General features: G+C 53.9%; 18 protein-coding genes and 1 other annotated feature. Of the genes, 14 read left to right on the forward strand and 4 right to left on the reverse strand.

The features are described 5' to 3' along the window. Positions 1–7: 7 nt before the first annotated feature. From GC56T2_RS04035 to GC56T2_RS04065, 7 genes are all read left to right on the forward strand, one after another. The gene (locus tag GC56T2_RS04035) at positions 8–1072 is read left to right on the forward strand and encodes a carbamoyl phosphate synthase small subunit (protein WP_144973222.1); all 1065 of its coding nucleotides are present in this window, start codon (positions 8–10) and stop codon (positions 1070–1072) included. Further along, positions 1065–4193, forward strand: a complete 3129-nt coding sequence (locus tag GC56T2_RS04040) for a carbamoyl-phosphate synthase (glutamine-hydrolyzing) large subunit (protein WP_144973224.1) — start codon at positions 1065–1067, stop codon at positions 4191–4193. The genes GC56T2_RS04035 and GC56T2_RS04040 overlap by 8 nt, the downstream gene beginning before the upstream one ends. Then, positions 4190–5128 (forward strand): ornithine carbamoyltransferase, encoded by a 939-nt coding sequence (gene argF, locus GC56T2_RS04045; RefSeq protein WP_031405118.1) that lies wholly within the window; start codon positions 4190–4192, stop codon positions 5126–5128. The genes GC56T2_RS04040 and argF overlap by 4 nt, the downstream gene beginning before the upstream one ends. Before the next feature lie 191 nt (positions 5129–5319). Continuing rightward, entirely contained in the window at positions 5320–5499 is a 180-nt protein-coding gene (locus tag GC56T2_RS04050; RefSeq protein WP_031405116.1) for a YjzC family protein, read from the forward strand. A 114-nt stretch (positions 5500–5613) separates the two neighbouring features. Beyond that, positions 5614–8202: an ATP-dependent chaperone ClpB gene (gene clpB, locus GC56T2_RS04055; protein WP_144973226.1), complete on the forward strand. Its 2589-nt coding sequence runs from the start codon at positions 5614–5616 to the stop codon at positions 8200–8202. Between the two features lie 132 nt (positions 8203–8334). After that, positions 8335–8907, forward strand: coding sequence for a TetR/AcrR family transcriptional regulator (locus GC56T2_RS04060; protein ID WP_144973228.1), 573 nt, complete (start codon positions 8335–8337; stop codon positions 8905–8907). A gap of 90 nt (positions 8908–8997) precedes the next feature. Further along, positions 8998–11118 (forward strand): MMPL family transporter, encoded by a 2121-nt coding sequence (locus GC56T2_RS04065; protein ID WP_144973230.1) that lies wholly within the window; start codon positions 8998–9000, stop codon positions 11116–11118. A gap of 378 nt (positions 11119–11496) precedes the next feature. On the opposite strand, the gene GC56T2_RS04070 is transcribed toward GC56T2_RS04065, so the two are convergent. Beyond that, positions 11497–11685 carry a YjzD family protein gene (locus GC56T2_RS04070; protein WP_144973232.1) on the reverse strand — a complete coding sequence of 63 codons (189 nt, stop codon included), beginning with the start codon at positions 11683–11685 and terminating at the stop codon, positions 11497–11499. A gap of 137 nt (positions 11686–11822) precedes the next feature. On the opposite strand from GC56T2_RS04070, the gene GC56T2_RS04075 reads away from it, so the two are divergent. Next, positions 11823–12563 carry a hypothetical protein gene (locus GC56T2_RS04075; protein WP_144973234.1) on the forward strand — a complete coding sequence of 247 codons (741 nt, stop codon included), beginning with the start codon at positions 11823–11825 and terminating at the stop codon, positions 12561–12563. Positions 12564–12757: 194 nt separating this feature from the next. On the opposite strand, the gene GC56T2_RS04080 is transcribed toward GC56T2_RS04075, so the two are convergent. Next, a complete protein-coding gene (locus GC56T2_RS04080) occupies positions 12758–13006 on the reverse strand; it encodes a hypothetical protein (protein WP_144973236.1) in 249 nt (82 codons plus the stop codon). A gap of 603 nt (positions 13007–13609) precedes the next feature. Between GC56T2_RS04080 and GC56T2_RS04085 the strand changes: the two genes are divergently transcribed. From GC56T2_RS04085 to GC56T2_RS04105, 5 genes are all read left to right on the forward strand, one after another. After that, a complete protein-coding gene (locus GC56T2_RS04085) occupies positions 13610–14542 on the forward strand; it encodes a beta-ketoacyl-ACP synthase III (RefSeq protein ID WP_144973238.1) in 933 nt (310 codons plus the stop codon). Between the two features lie 100 nt (positions 14543–14642). Next, positions 14643–15881, forward strand: a complete 1239-nt coding sequence (gene fabF / locus GC56T2_RS04090; RefSeq protein ID WP_144973240.1) for a beta-ketoacyl-ACP synthase II — start codon at positions 14643–14645, stop codon at positions 15879–15881. Between the two features lie 132 nt (positions 15882–16013). After that, a complete protein-coding gene (locus tag GC56T2_RS04095; RefSeq protein ID WP_144973242.1) occupies positions 16014–16805 on the forward strand; it encodes a DUF2268 domain-containing putative Zn-dependent protease in 792 nt (263 codons plus the stop codon). A 99-nt stretch (positions 16806–16904) separates the two neighbouring features. Next, positions 16905–17111 carry a YuzI family membrane protein gene (locus GC56T2_RS04100; protein WP_144973244.1) on the forward strand — a complete coding sequence of 69 codons (207 nt, stop codon included), beginning with the start codon at positions 16905–16907 and terminating at the stop codon, positions 17109–17111. 85 nt (positions 17112–17196) lie between these two features. Beyond that, positions 17197–17937 (forward strand): YjbA family protein, encoded by a 741-nt coding sequence (locus GC56T2_RS04105; RefSeq protein ID WP_144973246.1) that lies wholly within the window; start codon positions 17197–17199, stop codon positions 17935–17937. 44 nt (positions 17938–17981) lie between these two features. Here the strand turns inward: GC56T2_RS04105 and trpS are convergent, their stop codons facing one another. Continuing rightward, the gene (trpS, locus tag GC56T2_RS04110) at positions 17982–18968 is read right to left on the reverse strand and encodes a tryptophan--tRNA ligase (protein ID WP_144973248.1); all 987 of its coding nucleotides are present in this window, start codon (positions 18966–18968) and stop codon (positions 17982–17984) included. A 51-nt stretch (positions 18969–19019) separates the two neighbouring features. Further along, positions 19020–19252, reverse strand: a binding site (T-box leader). 50 nt (positions 19253–19302) lie between these two features. Further along, the gene (locus GC56T2_RS04115; RefSeq protein ID WP_144973250.1) at positions 19303–19680 is read right to left on the reverse strand and encodes a DUF3899 domain-containing protein; all 378 of its coding nucleotides are present in this window, start codon (positions 19678–19680) and stop codon (positions 19303–19305) included. A 440-nt stretch (positions 19681–20120) separates the two neighbouring features. On the opposite strand from GC56T2_RS04115, the gene GC56T2_RS04120 reads away from it, so the two are divergent. Beyond that, positions 20121–21776, forward strand: coding sequence for a peptide ABC transporter substrate-binding protein (locus tag GC56T2_RS04120; protein ID WP_144973252.1), 1656 nt, complete (start codon positions 20121–20123; stop codon positions 21774–21776). Positions 21777–21971 lie beyond the last annotated feature (195 nt).

Below are 21971 nucleotides of genomic sequence, written 5' to 3' on the forward strand. Positions count from 1 at the left end.
GGCGCCAATGAAAGCGTACTTGCATCTGGCCAGCGGAAAAACGTTCAGCGGCGAGCTCGCCGTTCCGCTGGCGGAAAAGGTGAGCGGGGAGATCGTCTTTTTCACCGGCATGACCGGGTACCAAGAGGTGCTGACCGATCCGTCGTATAAAAATCAAATGATCGTCTTTACGTATCCGCTCATCGGCAATTATGGCATCAATGAAGAAGACTTTGAAAGCAAGCGCCCGCATGTGGAGGCGGTCATCGTCTACGAGGCGAGCCGTGAAGGGTTTCATTACGGGGCGAAATACAGCCTGGCAGAATATTTGCGGCATTGGAACATTCCGCTGCTCACCCACGTCGATACGCGCGCCCTTGTCAAAGAAATCCGCACCGAAGGGACGATGATGGCGGAGTTAAGCTTGTCGTCCGTTCCTTCTGCCTTCCGTGAAGAAGCAGCGTTCCCGGTGCGCGCCGTGTCGACGAAACGAATGGAGACGTATGGCCGCGGGGGGCCGCATATTGTGCTCCTCGATTTCGGCTATAAAAAATCGATTTTGCGCTCGCTCGTTGCGCGCGGCTGCCGGGTGACGGTCGTGCCGCACGATACGACGCCGGAAGCAATTGAGGCGCTCAAGCCGGATGGGCTTGTCCTCTCCAACGGCCCTGGCGATCCGAAACAGCTGCGCCATCAGCTTCCCGTTATTCGCCAGCTGATCGATCGGTATCCGACGCTCGCCATCTGCCTTGGCCATCAGCTTGTCGCCTTGGCGTACGGGGCGGATACGGAAAAGCTCCGCTTCGGTCATCGCGGAGCGAATCAGCCGGTGTGGGACGCGGTGAAACAAAACGTCGTCATGACGTCGCAAAACCATAGCTATGTTGTCAAAGAGGACAGTTTGGCGGCCACACCGCTTGCCATTCGCTTCATCAACGTCAACGACGGCTCCATCGAAGGGATGATCCATCGCCATAAGCCGATTTTATCGGTGCAATACCATCCGGAGGCGCATCCGGGGCCGCACGATACCGGCTATATTTTCGATGAGTTTTTGCAAACCGTCGCAAAGGGAGAGAAAGTCTATGCCTAAAGATTCCTCGCTTCAATCGATTCTCCTGATCGGGTCGGGGCCGATCGTCATCGGCCAAGCGGCTGAGTTTGACTATTCCGGCACGCAGGCGTGCATCGCCTTAAAAGAAGAAGGATACCGCGTCATTTTAGTGAACAACAATCCGGCGACGATCATGACCGATGACGTTCACGCCGATGCCGTCTATTTTGAACCGCTCACCGTCGACGCCGTCGAAGCGATCATCGCCAAGGAACGGCCGGATGGGCTGCTGGCCACATTCGGCGGCCAAACCGGGCTCAACTTGGCGTTTCAGCTGCATGAAGCCGGCGTGCTGGAAACATACGGGGTGAGACTGCTCGGAACACCGATTGAAGCCATTCAGCGCGGAGAAGACCGCGAAGCGTTCCGCGCGCTGATGCAAGAGCTTGGCGAACCGGTGCCGGAGAGCGAAATTGTCACAAGCGTCGAAGAAGCGGTCGCGTTTGCCGAAAAAATCGGTTTTCCGATCATTATTCGTCCTGCCTATACGCTCGGCGGGACGGGCGGCGGCATTGCCGACAACATGGAGCAGTTCATTGCGCTCGTGGAAAAAGGCCTAGCCGAAAGCCCGATTCGCCAATGTTTAATCGAGCGGAGCGTCGCCGGATTTAAAGAGATTGAATATGAAGTAATGCGCGACCAATCGAATACGTGCATCACGGTTTGCAATATGGAAAACGTTGATCCCGTCGGCATCCACACCGGCGATTCGATCGTCGTCGCGCCGTCGCAGACGCTGACGGATGAGGAATACCAAATGCTTCGTTCTTCAGCGGTGAAAATCATTTCGGCCTTAGGGATCATCGGCGGCTGCAACATTCAATTCGCCCTTGATCCGAACAGCAAGCAATACTACTTAATCGAAGTCAACCCGCGCGTCAGCCGTTCGTCAGCGCTCGCCTCGAAAGCGACCGGCTATCCGATCGCCCGCATCGCCGCCAAGCTGGCTGTCGGCTATACGCTGGCCGAACTCGTCAATCCGGTGACGAAAACGACGTATGCCAGCTTCGAGCCAGCCTTGGATTATGTCGTCGTCAAGTTTCCGCGCTTGCCGTTTGACAAGTTTCCGCACGCCGACCGCAAGCTCGGCACGCAGATGAAGGCGACCGGAGAAGTGATGGCGATCGACCGCAACATGGAGCGAGCGTTCCAAAAAGCGGTGCAGTCGCTTGAAGGCAAAAACAACGGGCTGTTTTGGCCGGAACTTGCGGCGAAAACGAACGATGAGCTGAAACAACTGCTTGTTGACAAAGACGACCGCCGCTTTTTCGCTATCTTAGAATTGCTCCGCCGCGGGATGACGGTCGAAGACATTCACGCATGGACGAAAATCGACCGCTTTTTCCTTCGCTCGTTTGAGCGGCTCGTGGCGCTCGAAAAACAGGCGGCAGCTGTGTCAATCGATACGATTGATGAAGCGACCTTCCGCTTTTTGAAAGAAAAAGGATGCAGCGATGCCTTTTTGGCCGAAACGTGGGGCGTGACCGAGCTTGACGTGCGCCGCAAGCGGAAAGAGCTTGGCATCGTGCCGTCGTACAAAATGGTTGACACGTGTGCGGCCGAGTTCCATTCGGAAACGGATTACTACTACTCGACGTATTTCGGCGAAGACGAGCGGAAGAAAGCGAGCGGCAAGGAGAAAGTGCTGATCATCGGCGCCGGACCGATTCGCATCGGCCAAGGGATCGAGTTTGATTACAGCTCTGTTCACAGTGTGTTCGCGTTGCAACAAGAAGGGTATGAGACGGTGATGATCAACAACAATCCGGAAACGGTGTCGACCGATTTTGCCGTCGCTGACCGCCTGTACTTTGAGCCCTTGACTTTAGAGAGCGTCCTCGATGTCATTGAAGCCGAACAAATCAAGCATATCATTGTTCAATTCGGCGGCCAGACGGCGATCAATTTGGTCAAAGGACTCGAGGAAGCCGGTGTGCCGCTGCTTGGCGTCACCTACGAGATCATTGACCAGCTGGAAGATCGCGACCGTTTTTACCAGTTGCTTGAGGAGCTTGACATTCCGCACGTCCCCGGCTTGATGGCGAACAACGCCGAAGAGCTCGCTGCCAAAGCGGCTGAGATCGGCTATCCGGTGCTGCTCCGCCCGTCGTATGTGATCGGCGGCCGCGGCATGTTCATCGTCCGGAACGAGATCCAGCTTGCCGCGTTGATCGAACAAGGTGAGTTGACGTATCCGATTTTGATCGATGCGTATTTGGACGGGAAAGAGGCGGAGGCAGACATCGTGACAGACGGAACGGACCTGTTGCTGCCGACGATCATCGAACATGTCGAAAAAGCCGGCGTCCACTCCGGCGACAGCTACGCTTGGCTGCCGGCGCAGACGCTCACAGACGAAGAAAAAGCGAAAATCATCGACTATGCGAGCCGAATTGCCAACAAACTCGGCTTCAAAGGAATCATGAACATTCAATATGTCATTGCCGATTTCCATGTGTATGTTCTTGAAGTCAATCCGCGCGCGAGCCGGACGGTGCCGATCGTCAGCAAAACGACCGGCGTGCCGCTGGCGCAAATTGCGACAAAATTATTGCTTGGGAAATCGCTTGTCGACATGGTCGATGAAAACATGCGTAAATTGGCGGTCATGCCGTACGTTGTGTTGAAGTACCCGGTATTTTCCACGTACAAACTGCCGGGCGTTGACCCGACTGTTGGGCCGGAAATGAAATCGACCGGTGAAGGCATCAGCATCGCCGCGACGAAGGAAGAAGCGGCGTACAAGGCGTTTTACGCCTACTTGCAAAAGAAAGCGAACGCCAATGAAATGTACGTCATCGGCGGCATCGATGAGGCGCTGGCGGCGGAAATCGAAGCGAAACAGCTGGTGATGGTGTCCGAGCTCCCGTTTGCTGAGTGGGTGAAACGCGATGCGGCGCTGGCAGTGATCGACTTGGGCAAAGAGGAAGGCGAGGCGCCGAAACGAATGGCTGCGTTGTCCCGACAATTGCTCGTCTTCACAGAGCCCGAGACGTTGAAGCTCTTCTTGCAGGCGCTCGCTGTCGATCAGCTCGATGTGCAGCCGATCCACAGCTGGCTGGAAAAGAAAAAACAGGCAGAACAGGCGGTGATTTTATGAATGCAGTCATGTCACTGAAAGGAAGAGATGTGTTAACGCTGCTTGATTTTTCCACAGACGAAATTTTCGATTTGTTGGCGCTCGCCGCCGACTTAAAGGCGAAACAAAAAGCAGGGATTCCGTATACGCCGCTTGTCGGCAAAACGATGGCGATGATTTTTGAAAAGCCGTCAACGCGCACGCGCGTGTCGTTTGAAGTCGGCATGATCCAGCTCGGCGGCCAAGCGCTCTACTTGAACGGCAACGACCTGCAGCTCGGCCGCGGCGAAACGATCGCCGATACGGCGCGCGTCTTATCGCAATACGTCGATGTCATGATGATCCGGACGTTTGCCCACGAAAAGGTCGAAGAATTGGCGGAATACGCGTCGGTTCCGGTCATCAACGGCTTGACCGATGACGACCATCCGTGCCAAGCGCTGGCGGATTTGCTGACGATTTATGAAGTGAAAAAAACGTTCCAAGGCGTCAAGCTCGCCTATGTCGGCGACGGCAACAACGTCGCCAACGCGCTCCTAGCAGCCGCGGCGAAAGTGGGCATGGATGTGGCCATCGCCTGTCCGCCCGGCTATGAACCGAAAGCCGCCTATGTGGAGGCGGCGCGCCAAATAGGGGAAAAAACGGGCGCCGCTGTCACGGTGACCCACGACCCGCTTGAGGCCGTGGCGGGGGCTGATGCGATTTATACCGATGTCTGGACGAGCATGGGCCAAGAGAGCGAAAGCGCCGAGCGGCTTCGCGTGTTTCAGCCGTACCAAGTGAATGAAGAGCTCGTCAAAGCGGCCAAACCCGATTACCTCTTTTTGCATTGCCTGCCGGCCCACCGCGGCGAGGAAGTGACCGCCGGCGTTATAGACGGACCGAACTCGTTCGTCTTTGAGCAGGCCGGCAACCGGCTTCATGCCCAAAAAGCGATTTTAGTGTCGATCCTATAGAAAAAGGAATTCCCGCTTCGGGAGTTCCTTTTTCGCTCTTCCTAAGGAAAAAGGATTTCCGGAGGGGAACCCTTTTTCCTTGTCAAAGGCTTGGCGCTCCGTGTGCGGCTTCCCCATCAATTTCCTTCTTATGAACAGCGGCGAAACCGGGAAAGCTAACAAATGCAATCGAAGCAAGGGGGATGAAACAAATGGGTCAACCGCGCCATTTTAAACCGGGAGACAAAGCGCCGAACAACGGCATTTACATTGAGATCGGCGAAACGGGAGACAATGTGAAACATCCAAAAAAGCTGAAACTGAAAGCCGGTGACACGTTTCCGGAAACGTCGAACCATAACCGGCATTGGACTTATTTGCGCAAGCCGTAAGGCCGATGAAACGAAAAAGCCATTCCCAGCGCGGAGTGGCTTTTGGTTTGCTTACCGGGCGGTGGATCCGCTATAATCATTTATGGTCAAAAAAGGTCAAATGGAGGGAACGGCATGGATGCAAGCCGTTTGACGGAAAAACTGCAAGAGGCGTTCGTGGCGGCGCAATCGCTCGCCAAAGAACGGCATCATCAACAGCTCGATGTCGAGCACTTGCTGTTGGCGCTCTTTGACCAAGAAGGCGGCCTGGCGCCGCGGTTGTTGGCGCTTTCGGGCGCTGACAAGGAAAAGGCCGCTGACTGGCTGCGCCACCAGCTTCGGCAAAAACCGGAAGTGCATGGAGCGGCAGAAGGACAGCTGTACATCGCAACGGCGTTGGCGCGGCTGCTTGAGGAAGCCGAAGCGGAAGCAAAACGAATGCAAGACGAGTACATATCGGTTGAACATGTGCTGCTCGCGTTGCCTCGCGGCGCCGAGCCGGTCGCCCGGCAGCTGGCGCCGTTTGGGGTGACTCGTGAAGCGCTGTTGGCCGCATTGACAAAAGTAAGGGGGAATCAACGCGTGACAAGTCCGAATCCAGAGGCGACGTACGAGGCATTGACCAAATACGGACGCGATTTAGTGGCGGAAGCCAAAGCAGGGAAAATCGACCCGGTCATCGGCCGCGACAGTGAAATTCGCCGTGTCATCCGCATTTTGTCGCGCAAAACGAAAAACAATCCGGTGTTGATCGGCGAGCCGGGCGTCGGGAAAACGGCCATTGTGGAAGGGCTCGCCCAGCGCATCGTGCGCAAAGACGTCCCGGAAGGCTTGAAAGACAAAACGATTTTCGCGCTTGATATGAGCGCGCTCGTTGCTGGAGCGAAGTTTCGCGGTGAATTTGAAGAGCGGCTGAAAGCGGTGCTCAATGAAATCAAAAAAAGCGACGGCCGCATCATTTTATTTATTGACGAGCTGCATACGATCGTCGGCGCCGGCCGGGCCGAGGGGGCGATGGACGCCGGCAATATGTTAAAGCCGATGCTCGCCCGCGGCGAGCTGCGCTGCATCGGAGCGACGACGCTTGATGAGTACCGGCAATACATCGAAAAAGACCCGGCGCTCGAGCGCCGCTTCCAACAAGTATTGGTCCAAGAGCCGAGCGTCGAAGACACGATTTCGATTTTGCGCGGGTTGAAAGAGCGGTACGAAGTGCACCATGGCGTGAAAATTCACGATCGCGCGCTCGTCGCGGCTGCGGTGTTGTCCGACCGTTACATTTCTGACCGCTTTTTGCCTGACAAAGCGATTGATTTGGTCGATGAAGCGTGCGCGACGATCCGCACGGAAATGGATTCGATGCCGTCCGAACTCGATGAAGTGATGCGTCGCGTCATGCAGCTCGAGATTGAAGAGGCGGCCTTAAGCAAAGAAACAGATGAAGCGAGCCGCGCGCGGCTTGCGGCATTGCAAAAAGAACTCGCTCATTTGCGTGAAAAAGCGAATGCCATGAAAGCGCAATGGCAGCAGGAAAAAGAAGCGCTTGACCGCGTCCGCCGTCTGCGCGAAGCGCTCGAGCGGGCCAAACGCGAACTGGAAGAGGCGGAAAACGAGTATGATTTAAACAAGGCGGCCGAGCTTCGCCATGGCCGCATTCCGCAGCTGGAAAAGCAACTCAAACAGCTTGAGCAAGAAATCAGTGAGCAAAGTGAAGGGAAATTGCTGCGTGAAGAAGTGACGGAAGAAGAGATTGCTGAAATCGTGTCGCGCTGGACGGGCATTCCGCTCACCCGCCTTGTCGAAGGGGAGCGGGAAAAGCTGCTTCGCCTTCATGAATGGCTGCACAGGCGGGTCATCGGTCAAGAGGAGGCGGTCGGGCTCGTCGCCGATGCCATCTTGCGGGCGCGCGCCGGCTTGAAAGATCCGCACCGCCCGATCGGTTCGTTTTTGTTCCTTGGACCGACCGGCGTCGGCAAAACGGAACTGGCCAAAGCGCTCGCCGAAGCACTGTTTGACAGCGAGGAGCAACTCATTCGTTTGGACATGTCCGAGTATATGGAAAAACACGCTGTCTCCCGCTTGATCGGAGCGCCGCCCGGCTATGTCGGCTATGAGGAAGGCGGCCAGCTGACCGAGGCGGTGCGGCGCAAGCCATATTCCGTTCTGTTGTTTGATGAAATCGAAAAAGCGCATCCGGACGTGTTCAACATCTTGCTGCAGTTGCTCGATGACGGGCGGCTCACCGATTCGCACGGGCGGACGGTCGATTTTAAAAACACGGTCGTCATCATGACATCGAACATCGGCTCGCCGCTGTTGTTGGAAAACAACCAAGGCGGCATCGATGAGGGCACGCGCAACCAAGTGCTTGGCCAATTGCGCGCCCATTTTCGCCCCGAGTTTTTAAACCGCATCGACGATATCGTCTTGTTCAAGCCGTTGTCGATGAACGAAGTAAAAGGCATCGTCGACAAATTCGCCCGCGAATTGTCGGGCCGTTTGGCCGATCGGCATATCGAGCTCGCGCTGACCGAAGCGGCGAAGCAATACATCGCCGAAGCGGGTTTCGACCCGGTATACGGCGCCCGCCCGCTCAAACGGTTTATGCAAAAACAAATCGAAACGCCTCTCGCCAAAGCGTTGATCGCTGGGCAAGTGAAAGAACATAGCGCCGTGACGGTCGATGTCGAAGACGGCACGATCATCATCCGGCCGTCTTCGTGAGCGCGGCTGCGGCTCTGCGAGTAAAGGGGGAACATGTGCCTGTCGGAGAAAAAGAAGCCCCAACGGTGGTGGGGGCTTCTTTTCTTCGCCGGGCGTTGGACGTATAATGAGGAGCGAAAGGAGGGCTTCCGGGTGGCACGGGAACGGAAGATTTCGCTGACAGAACTGTTTGCCCAAACGAAACAACTTCTTCTCGAACACGGGTACGAAGGATTTACGTTCGGCTTGCTCGCTGATCGGCTCGGAGTCGCGCGCAGCGCCATTTACAAATATTTCGAGAACAAAGAGGAATTGATCACCGCCTATATGGTCGACGAAATGGAACAAGTGTTTGAAAAGCTCACCCGCATTCACGATTTTCCAACGTTTGAAGAGCAATTTCGCTTTTTGCTCGATTTGATTTTATACCACGATGACCTACATGAGATGATTGCCATCGGAAAGAAAATTCCCGAGATTCACCCGAAAGTGAAGGAAAACAAACGCCGTCTCGCGCAATTTCACGAGCGGATGTATGACGAAGTGCAGCCGGTGATTCAGCGAGGAAAACGGGAAGGGAAAATGAAACCGCATCTTCCTGATCGGGTTGTTCTAGGGTATATTTTCCAGTCCGCGGCGGTCCCTCATTTTCCCGGTATTTCGTTGGCGGAATGGGCGGAAAGCATCCGCGAAATCATTATGCACGGTGTGTTGAACAGAAATTGACAACAGTGTCACTTTCCCCTTATCATGAAATTGTGCTGAAAGTGACGAATGTGTCACTTTGCGCAAACTAGGAAAAACGGGGGAATGAATATGAGCAGATGGCTGCGCGCTGTCACGGATTGGGTGGCGACAAAAAAAGGCATGTGGTGGACGTTGGCGTTGTGGCTGGCGGCGATCGGGGCATTAGCCGCGTTGGCGCCCAACGTGAAGCAATACGAAGCATCCAGCATCGAAACGGTGCCGAAAGAGGCGCAGTCGATGGTGGCGCAGGCGAAAGTCGATCGGTATTTTCAGGCCGATGACGGCATTCCTGCTATTTTCGTGTTTCGCTCAGAAAAGGAACCGGTCTCCAAAGACGCGCTGCAGCGTTTGCTGATGCAAATTCAACAGCAGCATCAAGAGGCGATTGAAAAGCTTGTTCCGGTCGCTTCTCTTCCGCCGCAAGCGGCCGCCAGCTTTTTCGCCAAAGACGGGAAAACCGTTGTCGTTCCTGTGACGTATAAAGGATCGTTGGAATCGAAAGAGATCGAGACGTTGAACAAAGACATTCGGCAACTGGTCAACAACAAGAGCGCCATGAAACTGTATATTACCGGACCGGCCGGCATTGCGGCCGATACGCTCGCCTTGTTTTCGCGCGCGGATGTCGTCCTCCTCTTGTCAACGGTCGGATTGATTTTAGTGCTGCTGATCGTCATTTACCGCTCGCCGCTCTTGGCGCTGATTCCGCTTGTCGTCGCCGGGATGGTGTACGGGGTGGTCGGGCAGCTGCTCGGGCTGTTAGGGCGAGGGGGGCTCGTCATCTCGAAACAAACGGTGTCGATCATGTCCATTTTGTTGTTTGCGGCGGTCACCGATTATTCGCTGTTTATCTTTTCCCGCTACCGCGAGGAGCTGAAACGGCATGAGGACAAGTGGGAAGCGATGAGGCAGGCGATGCGCGAAACCGGGCTGCCCGTGTTGTTTTCCGGCGGCACCGTGTTGGCGGCGATGCTCGTGTTGTTTTTCGCGAAATTGGGCGATTACCGCAATTTCGCCCCCACGTTCGCCCTAGCGATGGCCGTCATTATGATCGCGTCGGTGACGTTGATTCCAGCCTTGTTCACGTTGTTTGGGCGCAAAGCGTTTTGGCCGAACATTCCGCGCGTCGGTGAGAACAAAGCGAGGGGAAGACGGACGTTTTGGGAAACAGTCGCCCGCTTTGTCGCCGCCAAGCCGCGTCTGACTGTAGCGGTCATTGGAGCGCTGTTAGTGGTGCTCGCTAGCCATTCGCCTTTTTTGCGTTATGAGTATGATTTGATCAAATCGTTCCCGCAAGATATGCCGTCGCGCCAAGGATATGAGTTGCTCGAGAAGCATTTTGCCAAAGGGGAGTTGGCGCCGACAACGGTGTTGTATGAAGGAAAAGAGGCGCTGTCCCCGCAACAGCTTGCCCGGCTGCAGGACGAACTCGGAAAGCAGCCGCTTGTCAGTGAGGTGCGCCCGGCCGGCACGGCGGATGACGGGCGTGTCGTCTCGTTTACGCTGACGTTTCGGGAAAACCCGTACGAGGCGAAAACGATCGATGCGCTAGAACGGATCATCGAGCGGAAAGAAACGATTCTCAACGAAAGCGGGCTTGACGGACGTCTCTATTTTGCCGGAGAGACGGCGGCGAAGGTGGATGAGCGGGCGCTGAACCATCGCGATACCGCTGTCATCGTTTCGCTGGAGACGGTGCTCATTTTCCTTTTGCTGTTCGCGCTGACAAAATCGGTTAAGCGGTCGCTGTATATGATCGGTACGATTCTTGTCTCATTCGCGTCCGCGCTTGGTCTTGGCATTTGGCTCGCCGATGGGCTGTTTGACATCAACGCCGTCAGCGACCGCGTGCCCATTTATGCGTTTGTCTTTTTGGTGGCGCTTGGCATTGACTATAACATCATACTCGTGTCGCGCTTTCAAGAAGAGTGGCGAACCCATTCCGTCAAGGGGGCAGTTGAGCGAGCGGTCGTCCATACTGGCGGTGTCATTTCGTCGGCCGGCCTCATTTTGGCGGCGACGTTTGCCGTGCTGATGACGCAGCCGGTTCAGCTGTTGTTCGTGTTTGGATTTCTTGTGGCCATCGGCATTTTGCTGGATACGTTTTTGATTCGCGGCATGTTGCTGCCGGGGCTGATCGTTTGGTTGGAAAAGGAGCGCACGGAACGTCCGCTGCCCGGAAATGGCTGATCATCCGGCGCGTTTCGCTATAGCCATCCGGATGATTCTGGCCATGTTCAATCGAGCGGCTCGCTTCATCGCCAGCTCGAGAAAGGAAGGGAGCGGCCGGAGACGGAAACCGGGGCGTTCGAATATGTGGCTATGAAGAAAGCAGGGAAAAACCGGGTTCCTGTTAGATTTTTCGGCTTCGGATGTAAGAAGGCGGATGGGCTGTTAGGGGTCCATTCGCCAACAAGGGGTCGAACGAAAAGGTGGTCTGCCTTCAAGATCGATACGATCGATCGTGCAGCAGAAACAGTCAGCACGTATATAGAGCAACGAAAGAGGGTATCCCGATCCTTTTGGGATACCCTCTCCTTTGCTCTTGTGCGTTTGCAAGCCATAAGGTTAATGATGGTGATTTCCAGCTGGTTCATCCGGAATCAGGGCTGCCACCACGATGATCAGAACTGTCACGATCACGCCGAGCATCGCGCCGGTCGCGAAATCGTAGCTGATGCCTTGCATCGAGCTCATGACGTAGGTGGCCATTTGCACGAGCAAAAACGTCCAAAAAAACGTCCAGAATAGGCGCATCTTTTGCTCCTCCCATCTTTGTCTCATTTCCTTGTTCTATCTTATCATAAATGACGCCTATAGGCATATACCCGGACGTTTTTTTTCGCCTGACATATCGTATACTGTACCATTATGCATTGCCAAAACAAGGGTGAATGGAAACGATGGCAGGACAACAGCGGTTTTTTCAACTTGATGAGCAATGGTGCATCGTTCATATACCGGAGCGCCCAAATGGATTTGCCCTTTTTGTCATCGGCGATGGCGACCATTTTGTGAATGAACGGACGAGTTTTTGGCTGGAACATCCAACGCGGCGGCAATGGCTCGAGGAGTGGCTCAAACGCGGGTACACGGTCTTTTCGTCCCACTTGTACGGAAGGCATTGGGGAAGTCCAAAGGCAGTTCGGCTGGCGCGCCAGCTCGTTTACTCCGTGCTGAAAAGTGAAATTGTCAATTCGCGCATTTATCTCGTCGCGGAAGGAATGGGCGCGCTCATCGCTTCGCAGCTGCTTAGTGCCATGCCAAGGCAAATGCGGGCGGTCGCCATGATCAATCCTTGCCTTGATGTTCGCGCCCAGCTTGATCATGAACGGGACCATCCGCTCATGTACCGGCGGATGATGAAAGAGATCGCCTTCGCGTATGGCATGAAAGAAGAAGAAGTGCCGGAGGCCGTTCCCGCCCTGTTCTTGAGTCCGCACGATGTTCCTGTGATCATTTGGCAACTCTCCGGTGTGAGCCCGTATCCATTTGCCTTGCACGGCCGAAGATATGAGCAATGGATGAAAGCGACCAACCGCCATGTGCGCATCATCGATGAACTGCCGGAAAAGCGGCCCCAACTTGCGGCGCAAATCGCTCGCTTTTTTCATCAGCACAATGAGCTTCCGTGATCAAAGAGCGCACTGGATGGGAAAACAGAGACCGGTGCGGAGAACAGCCGGCCAACGCTGGTCCGCTTTTTGAATAGCAACCAGTCCGGCTGAAAGGCTGTCCATTTTATAAAGAAGAGAAAGGCCCCGAAAACGGGAGAGGAACGGGAAGGGAAAAAGGGTGACCCGCTGCCAAATAGTGGGTACCTTTTGAATTATTTTTTGAATAGGTCAACAAGCGATGTCATTTTTCTCATCAGCGGTTTCAGTTGCTGCAGCGAATCGGTCAGCGCGCCAACTTGATCAAACAGCTTCACCCAGTCAATGTCAGGCAGCGGGAGCACTTCATTTTCCCCCGTCTCTTCCTGCCGCTCTGCTCGCCGCGGCGGAAAAGGTTGAAACATCAGGCGGGAAAAACGATCGGTCGCCTTGTTGGATGGTTTTGGCGCTGGACTGTCGGCCATGCGTATCTCCTCCTTTTTCGATGATCGCTTTATCGTTATCGTATGGGGAAGCGGGAAAAACGGTTTGGACCATTGTCCTAGAAGGGCGGTGATTTAAGGAAACAGGCCGCTTACCAGCCTCGTTTCTCAAATAGAAAAGCCCTGTCGCATCCAAGATCGATCGGCTTGCAAACGCTCCCCTATTGTTCAAGAGAAACAACCGTTTTTTCACCAGCCTTCTAGGAGGCTGGTGATTTCATCGTGAATACGGCTTTGCCATGTCATTTCTCAACAAAAAAACCTTGTTGCATCGATCCTGCTTTTTGCCCATTCCTCTCATTGAGTAAGGGAATCAGCGGTTTTTCACCGCCCTCCTAGCTGTCGTGTCCAACCGCCGCTGCTTTTTGGTTCGTGGTGGCGGGCTGTTTTCGCATGGAGAACATGCGTCAGAAGGGGAGCGAACGGGTCCCATCCCTTGGCGGACGGCGTTTTTCCTATTGCATTGCCGCCCTCTTTCCGCTAAAATTAGTACCAAGTAATAATAATTGGTGATGTAGATTGATCGTACATGCTCATTCGTTCGGCAATGGGGGATATTTTGGAAAGAAAAAGGAGATGGATGGTATGGGAGCAGGAATTATCGGTGTCGGCCGTTACGTGCCGGAGCGGGTGTTGACCAACTTTGATCTTGAACAAATGATGGATACATCCGATGAATGGATTCGGACGCGTACAGGGATTGAGGAGCGCCGCATTGCCCCGGATCACATCGATACGTCCGATATGGCGTATTTTGCCGCGGAGCGGGCGCTTCGTAACGCCGGCATTGAGGCGAAGGACATCGATTTGATTATAGTGGCGACCGTTACACCGGATCGGCCGTTTCCGTCTGTTTCTTGCATGATCCAAGAGCGGCTGGGAGCGGTGAAGGCGGCAGCGATGGATTTGAGCGCCGCCTGCTCCGGATTTATGTACGGGATGGTAACGGCCGCTCAATTTATTGACACGGGAGTGTATCGGTATATATTAATAGTGGGAGCAGACAAATTGTCGAAAATTACCGACTGGAGCGACCGCAACACCGCTGTGTTGTTTGGTGACGGGGCTGGAGCGGTTGTCATGGGACCGGTGTCGTCGGGGCGCGGCATGCTGTCGTTTGAATTGGGGGCCGATGGGACAGGAGGAAAATATTTATACAAGGACGAATATATTGTCATGAACGGCCGAGAAGTGTTTAAATTTGCGGTCAGGCAAATGGGGGAATCGAGCGTTCGCGTCCTAGAGAAAGCGGGACTGGCGAAAGAGGAGGTCGATTTTCTCATTCCGCATCAAGCGAATATTCGCATTGTTGAAGCGGCTCGACAGCGATTGGAGCTGCCGGAAGAAAAAATATCGACGACGATTCGCCGCTATGGAAACACATCGGCGGCTTCGATTCCGATTTCGCTCGTTGAGGAGCTCGAGGCAGGCCGCATTCATGATGATGACGTCATCGTCATGGTCGGTTTCGGCGGCGGGCTGACGTGGGGCGCGATCGCCTTGCGTTGGGGGCGGTGAACTCGCAGACATTTTGCGTAGGGACGGTGGAACGGTCGGACGGTTTCCCTTCCTCGAACGTTGAGCTCGCAGACATTTTGCACAAAGGAGAGACGGAGCGATGGAAAAAAAACGAGTCGTCGTGACTGGGCTCGGGGCGGTTACCCCGCTTGGAAACGATGTGGAAACAACGTGGAAAAACATTGTTGCCGGCCAGTCGGGCATTGATATCGTCACTCGCGTGAATCCGGATGATTTTCCGGCCAAAGTGGCAGCGGAAGTGAAAGATTTTGACCCCTCGTTGTTCGTCGATCGCCGGGAAGCGCGGAAGATGGACCGCTTTACCCAATTCGCCGTCGCGGCGGCGCTTATGGCGGTGAAAGACGCCCAGCTGGAAATTAACGAACAAAACGCTGAGCGAATCGGCGTCTGGATCGGTTCAGGCATCGGCGGCATGGAGACGTTTGAACAGCAGTTTGAAATTTTCCAGCAGCGCGGCTATCGGCGAGTGAGCCCGTTTTTCGTGCCGATGATGATTCCGGATATGGCGGCCGGACAAGTGTCGATCCTCTTGGGCACGAAAGGGATCAACTCCTGCACGGTCACCGCTTGTGCGACTGGAGCCAACTCGATTGGCGATGCGTTTAAAGTCATTCAGCGCGGTGACGCCGATGTCATGATCGCCGGCGGGACGGAAGCGCCGATTACGAAAATGTCATTCGCCGGCTTTTGCGCGAATACGGCTCTCTCCACCAATCCAGACCCGAAAACGGCGAGCCGTCCGTTTGACAAGCATCGCGATGGGTTCGTCATGGGAGAGGGGGCCGGCATCGTCGTTCTTGAGGAATTGGAGCACGCGCTGCGCCGCGGTGCGAAGATTTACGCGGAAATTGTCGGCTACGGCGCGACGGCCGATGCGTACCATATCACCGCGCCGGCGCCGGGCGGCGAGGGCGGCGTGCGGGCGATGCGGCAGGCGCTGCAAGATGCCGGCTTGAAGCCCGAGGACATCGATTACATCAATGCCCACGGCACGAGCACGGAGTACAATGACAAATATGAGACGGCGGCGATCAAGGAAGTGTTCGGCGATCATGCGTATCGGCTGGCGGTCAGCTCGACCAAATCGATGACCGGTCATTTGCTCGGGGCGACGGGCGCCGTGGAGGCGATTTTCTCCGTATTGGCGATCCGCGACGGCGTCATTCCGCCGACAATCAACTATGAAACGCCCGATCCGGAATGCGACCTCGACTATGTGCCGAATGAAGCGCGGAAACAAGAGGTGCGGGCGGTGTTAAGCAATTCGTTTGGATTTGGCGGCCATAACGCGACATTGATTTTTAAAAACTATCGGTAATTGAGAAACGGAGAGCCTGAACGGAGCGGAACTGCCAAGCCTAATGAACGGCGGTCCGCTTCACCGTTAGGCTCTCTTTTCGTTCACCGTCTTTTCCCTGCCGACATACCGTAGGGGTAGGAGGGAAAAGCGATGGGATTGCTTCCGACCGATCGATGGCTTGAAGAGGATGAAGGTGATCCGTTCCGGCTGTGCGCGCGGTTGGTCCCGTTTTTTGCCAAGGCGTCGGCGCGCGATATTTTCTCCTATTTGCGGCGGTATGGGATGTATCGCAGCGCCCAGCAGGCGGCGCGCCTGTTGCCAAGGATGAGAGAGCAGCGGCTCTGGGCGCGCGTCGGCCGGATTTATGAACGGCAGCGATCGGCGTGGAAAGGGCCGGATGTGCCGGTGTTTCTGCTGCCGGCGGATGACCGCAACGGAAAGATGAAGCGCGAGTTTCAAGGAAAAGGCGGGGTGGCGTTTGCCGATAAGTTGTTTTTCTTCTTGCTCCCGGATCACCGCGACGAGGAAATCGCCGCATTGGTGGTGCATGAATACAACCACGTATGTCGTCTCAAGCGGTTGCCGAACGACGGTCGGGACGCGACATTGCTCGACGCCGTCGTCATGGAAGGATTGGCGGAACACGCGGTTGCTGAAACAGTCGGCGACGCACAGTGTGCCAGTTGGACGAGGTATTACGGCGAACGCGAAATCGAACAGTTTTGGCGCCGCTACATCGCCCCCAACCGGGACGTTTCCGCCTCGCATCCGCTTAGCGCCCGGCTTTTGTACGGGCTTGGTTCGTATCCGAACATGGGCGGCTATGCGGTGGGGTACGCCATCGTTCGCCGCTGTCTTGAGCGAGGGCATTCGTTGACGGAGCTAATGGGGATAGAAGCAAGGCAAATCGCTGCCTTAGCTGGCTTTGCCGACGCTGAATAAGCAGGTTGTCCATCGGAGCGGCAAACGAACAGTCATGTCGTCCACAAAGCCGACATATATGTAAAACGAGGAAAGTGGACAAGAAGGAAGGGAAGCCCGATGGTCCGCCTGTTTTTTTATTTGGTCGGCTTCGGTTTTTCCGTCGTCGGCGGCATGATGGCGATTGCCTATTTAAACCTCATCACTCCTGAGCGCGGCTTTTGCGACTATTGGGTTTACATTGCCAGGCGGCCCGAATGTTATTTGCTGCCGATCGGCCTGCTTTTCATCTGGGGAAGTTTGTCGTTTCCAAGCCGCGGCCCGTAGTGGGGAAAAGAGGACGAAATGGAATAAAATTCTGCCCCTCTGCCTATACTGATGGACAAACACGTCTGGAAGTGAGGGGTATCACATGCTTTGCTTGCATGACATCTGGGTGAACTGGTTTGAAGGCGAAGAGAACGGATACAACGTCTGCCATTTTCATGAATGGCGCAAGGACGATCAAATCGAGCTGCTCGACCAAGTGCCGCTGCTAAAAGTGACCCCGGCTCTGTTCCATTATATCGAAAACAGTCTGTCTGATCTTCCCAAACTGTTGCTAGATGATGTGTATCAAAAAGCGTATGTGCGCAAAAACCATGAGCGCATTCCGTTGGATTATTGTTTCATTGTGACCGACGGGGCCGGCATTTTGGCGGTGGATACGATCGGCTACCATATTCCGATTCGCAAAAGCCGCCTGATCCCCCGGCAGGAACAGCTTGTCTATGAGATGGTGGCGGACGCCGAAGAACGGGACTATCCGCTGCCCGAATACAACAAAGAATACCATATTTTATCTCCCGCGCCAGAACTGATGTGGGGGTTGACGCGCAAGGAGCGACAGCTGAAGCAGCTGCTATTTATGGCGCTTGATCAGCTGTATTCGACAAAAAACGGCGCCGAAGTGCGGTATTGGTATACGGAATGGGCGCCGGAAAAATACGCCGATATTCAAAAAATGTCGTTTGAAGAAGCGTGGACGCGGCTGTATGAAGAAACGAAGCACGGTTGGTCCAAGCGCCACGAGCAGCTATGCGAACACTTGATCAAGGGACAGCCGTTTTTCGAAAAGTTGTGGGAAATGGAGCAAGAACCAAAGGTGAATTAAAAACGGGCGAAGGCGCTTAGCGCCCGCCCGTTTTTTGTCCGGCATTACCGCCGACGCCCAAGTCCCATGGCTTGCTCCATTTTGCGCACCATTTCTGCTGCCACCCGATTGGCTTTTTCTGCCCCTTCGTCCAACACGCGATCAAGCTCCTCGCTTTCCATCCATTGGTGATATCGCTCTTGAATCGGCCGGAGCGTCTCGATGACCACTTGGGCGAGGTCGGCTTTAAAGACGCCGTACCCTTTTCCTTCGTATTGCCGCTCCAACTCCTCGATCGGCTGACCGGATAACGTTGAATAAATATTGAGCAAGTTCGAAATGCCCGGCTTTGCCTCCTTATCGTAGCGGATCGTCCCCTCCGAGTCGGTGACGGCGCTTTTGATTTTCTTCTCGATCGTTTTCGCGTCGTCAAGCAGTGTAATGTACGCTTTCGGGTTCGGGTCGGATTTGCTCATTTTTTTCGTCGGCTCGACGAGCGACATAATGCGGGCGCCGACTTTCGGAATGCGCGCCTCGGGAATCGTGAACAGCTCGCCGTACCGTTTGTTGAAGCGCTCGGCTAGATCGCGCGTCAATTCAATATGCTGTTTTTGGTCATCGCCGACCGGGACGATGTCGGTGTTATAAAGCAAAATGTCGGCGGCCATCAGCGGCGGGTACGTGAGCAGCCCGGCGCTGACCGCCTCTTTGCCGGCCGATTTTTCTTTAAATTGCGTCATCCGTTCCAGTTCGCCGACATAAACGAGGCACTGTAGCATCCAAGCCGCTTGAGCGTGCGCCGGCACTTCAGACTGGATGAACAGCGTCGCCTGCGCAGGGTCGATGCCAACCGCCAAATAGAGGGCGGCGAGGCGGCGAATGTTTTGCTGCAATTGGTCGGGGTCTTGCGGAACGGTAATGGCGTGTTGATCAACGATGCAAAAATAGCAGTTGTATTCATGCTGCAGCTCGACAAACTGCCGCAGCGCCCCGATGTAATTGCCAAGGGTGATGACGCCGCTTGGCTGAATGCCAGAAAAAATCGTTTTCATCGCTTTTCACTCCCTTAAACCAAAAATAAAAACGGTCCTTTCCCTCCCATGGATAGGGACGGTAGGACCGCGGTGCCACCCTACTTATTGCGCCCATAGCGCAATCGCTTAGCCCATGCCTCACGCATGGCCTCCTGTAACGCGGAGGAACGTCCTCGCCTACTGCATCGCCGGTTCGGCGGGAAGCTCGAAAGCCCATTCCATATGGCTAGCCGCTTGTTCGCACCGTCCACAAGCTCTCTGAAGGCATCGCCATATGTACTTTTCTTTCTCATCGCCCGATTGGTTTTCGATTTGCCTTATATTATACGGAAAACATGATGCTGTTGCAACCTTATTGCACGGCGTATCCGGCGGCGATCATCGCGAGAAACAGAAGGAGTCCGGACAAAAGAAGCGGATAAGTGACCGCAAAACGCCGCGGGCCGGGCGGTTGTGAGGGTTCCTGCTCCGCGGCCGCTTCTTCAAGATACCGCTCCGCCTTTGTCCCCGCGCTCTTGCGCCATTTTTGGAATCCATACGCAAATCCGCTGAAAAACCCGCGTTCATAAACAAACAAAAGCCCCCCCAATGACAGCGGCACTAAAGAGAGCAAAAAGGTGGCGTTAATGAAGGCGACAGCCGTCCATGTCCCTTGCCAAGCGACGATGAGCGCACCGGCTGCCATCATGGCGGCGATGAGCCATCCGGTTCGAACCGCAGTCTGTTTCATCATCCTTCCCCTCGCCTTGTCAGTCGTTGCCCTTATTTTATCATATCCCGCGTTCGTTTGGTTCGCGTTCGAAACAAGGTGGTCAACTTGATTGACAAAATTATATCAAAAAACAGAAAGAAAAATAAAAATGGCCGAATCGCTCTGAATCGAGCGCTCGCGGCAGCCGGAGAAAAGTTATATTGTAAGCGCTTTCTGAATTGTTGACAGAAATTTTTTATTTACAAATGAGCTGAAAATAGGTACAATGCATCTTGGTAAGAATACGGCGCTTTGTTTTGGATCATAAGTAATTCGAAAATTTTTATTTGAGGAAATAAAAAAATTCTTTTCAAGTATACTAACACGAGGTATAATAAGGCATGTAAGTACAATCTTCTGAAATCAAATGGTTCAGAAGATTTGTAATACACTACATAATCTTTAAGGGGGGTTTTTTAGTGAAGAAGCGATTTTCATTCTTCCTCGTCCTGCTTCTCGCGCTGTCGACGTTTTTAGCGGCGTGCGGCGGGGGCGGCAAGGACAACAACAATGCCCAAGGTGGAAAGGGCGACGAAAAGCCGGCGGAGCAAAAGGAGCAAGTGCTGAATTTGCTCGATTCTTCGGAAATTCCAACGCTTGATTCGGCGCTCGCTACCGACCAAGTATCGTTTATCGTTTTGAACAACGTCATGGAAGGTTTGTACCGCTTAGGCAAAGACAACAAACCGGTGCCGGGAGTAGCGGAAAGCCATGAAGTGAGCAACGATGGCAAAACGTACACGTTCAAGCTTCGCAAAGACGCGAAGTGGTCGAACGGCGATCCGGTGACGGCGCACGACTTCGTGTTTGCTTGGAAGCGCGTGCTTGATCCGAAAACGAAAGCCGAATATGCGTACATTATGTACGACATTAAAAACGCGGAAGAAGTCAACACTGGCAAACTGCCAGTTGACCAGCTGGGCGTTAAGGCGCTTGATGACCACACGCTTCAAGTGGAGCTGAAAAACCCGATTCCGTATTTCATCAGCCTGACGGTATTCGGCTCGTTCATGCCGCAAAACGAGAAATTCGTGAAAGCGCAAGGCGACAAATACGGTCTCGAAGCCAACACGACGCTGTACAACGGCCCGTTCGTGTTGAGCGAATGGAAGCACGAACAAGGCTGGGTTTACACGAAAAACCCGAACTATTGGGACAAAGACACGGTGAAGCTCGAAAAAGTCAATGTCAAAGTCGTGAAAGACACGGCGACAGCGGTCAATTTGTATGAAACGAAACAAGCCGATCGCGTCGGTTTGACGGCTGAATTTGTTGATAAGTATAAAAATGATAAAAACTTCAAAACGGAATTGGAGCCAACTCTGTTCTGGTTGCGCATGAACACGAAAAAAGAACCGCTGAACAACGTCAACGCCCGCAAAGCGATCGCGATGGCCATCGACAAAGAAGCGATGGTAAAAACATTGTTGAATAACGGTTCTGTTGTGGCCAACTATGCGGTTCCGAAAGATTTTGTAACCGGTCCGGACGGCAAAGACTTCCGTGATGCCAATGGCGATTTAATGTCCTACAATGTCGATGAAGCGAAAAAACTGTGGGAGCAAGCGAAAAAAGAGTTGGGCAAAGACAAATTCACGGTCGAGCTGCTGAACTATGACAGCGACAGCGCGAAGAAAATCGGCGAGTATATAAAAGCGCAGCTTGAGCAAAACTTGCCGGGGTTGACTGTGAACATTAAACAACAACCGTTTGCGCAAAAGCTGAAACTCGAAAGCAACATGCAATATGATTTGTCGTTCTCCGGCTGGGGTCCGGACTATCAAGACCCGATGACGTTCCTTGACTTGTGGACGACAAATAACCCGCATAACCAAACAGGTTGGTCGAACGCTGAATACGACAAATTGATCAAAGATGCGAAAACAACGTTGCTTAGTGATTTGCAAGCCCGTTGGGATACTATGCTGAAAGCCGAAAAAATCATCTTTGAAGAAATGCCGTTTGCTCCGCTGTATCAGCGCGGCGCTGCCTACTTGCAACGCGAGTATGTCAAAGATCTCGTTTCGCACCCGTTCGGCGGCGATTACAGCTTGAAATGGGCGTATGTCGAGTAATCCATTGTTCTCTTGAAAATGTGGAGGAGAGTATATGCAGAAGGCATATACTCTCCTTTTGCCTGCCAAGGCGAAAAATGTCGAAAAACAACGAAGATTATAGAAAAGATCCATGCTAGGTCATAAAAATCATGATTCAACAGCATGAGACGGTCAAAGAAACGTCTCATGGACAATTTACCTGACATGAAAACG

It is taken from the genome of Geobacillus sp. C56-T2 (genome assembly GCF_007829715.1).
GTDB lineage: Bacteria > Bacillota > Bacilli > Bacillales > Anoxybacillaceae > Geobacillus > Geobacillus icigianus.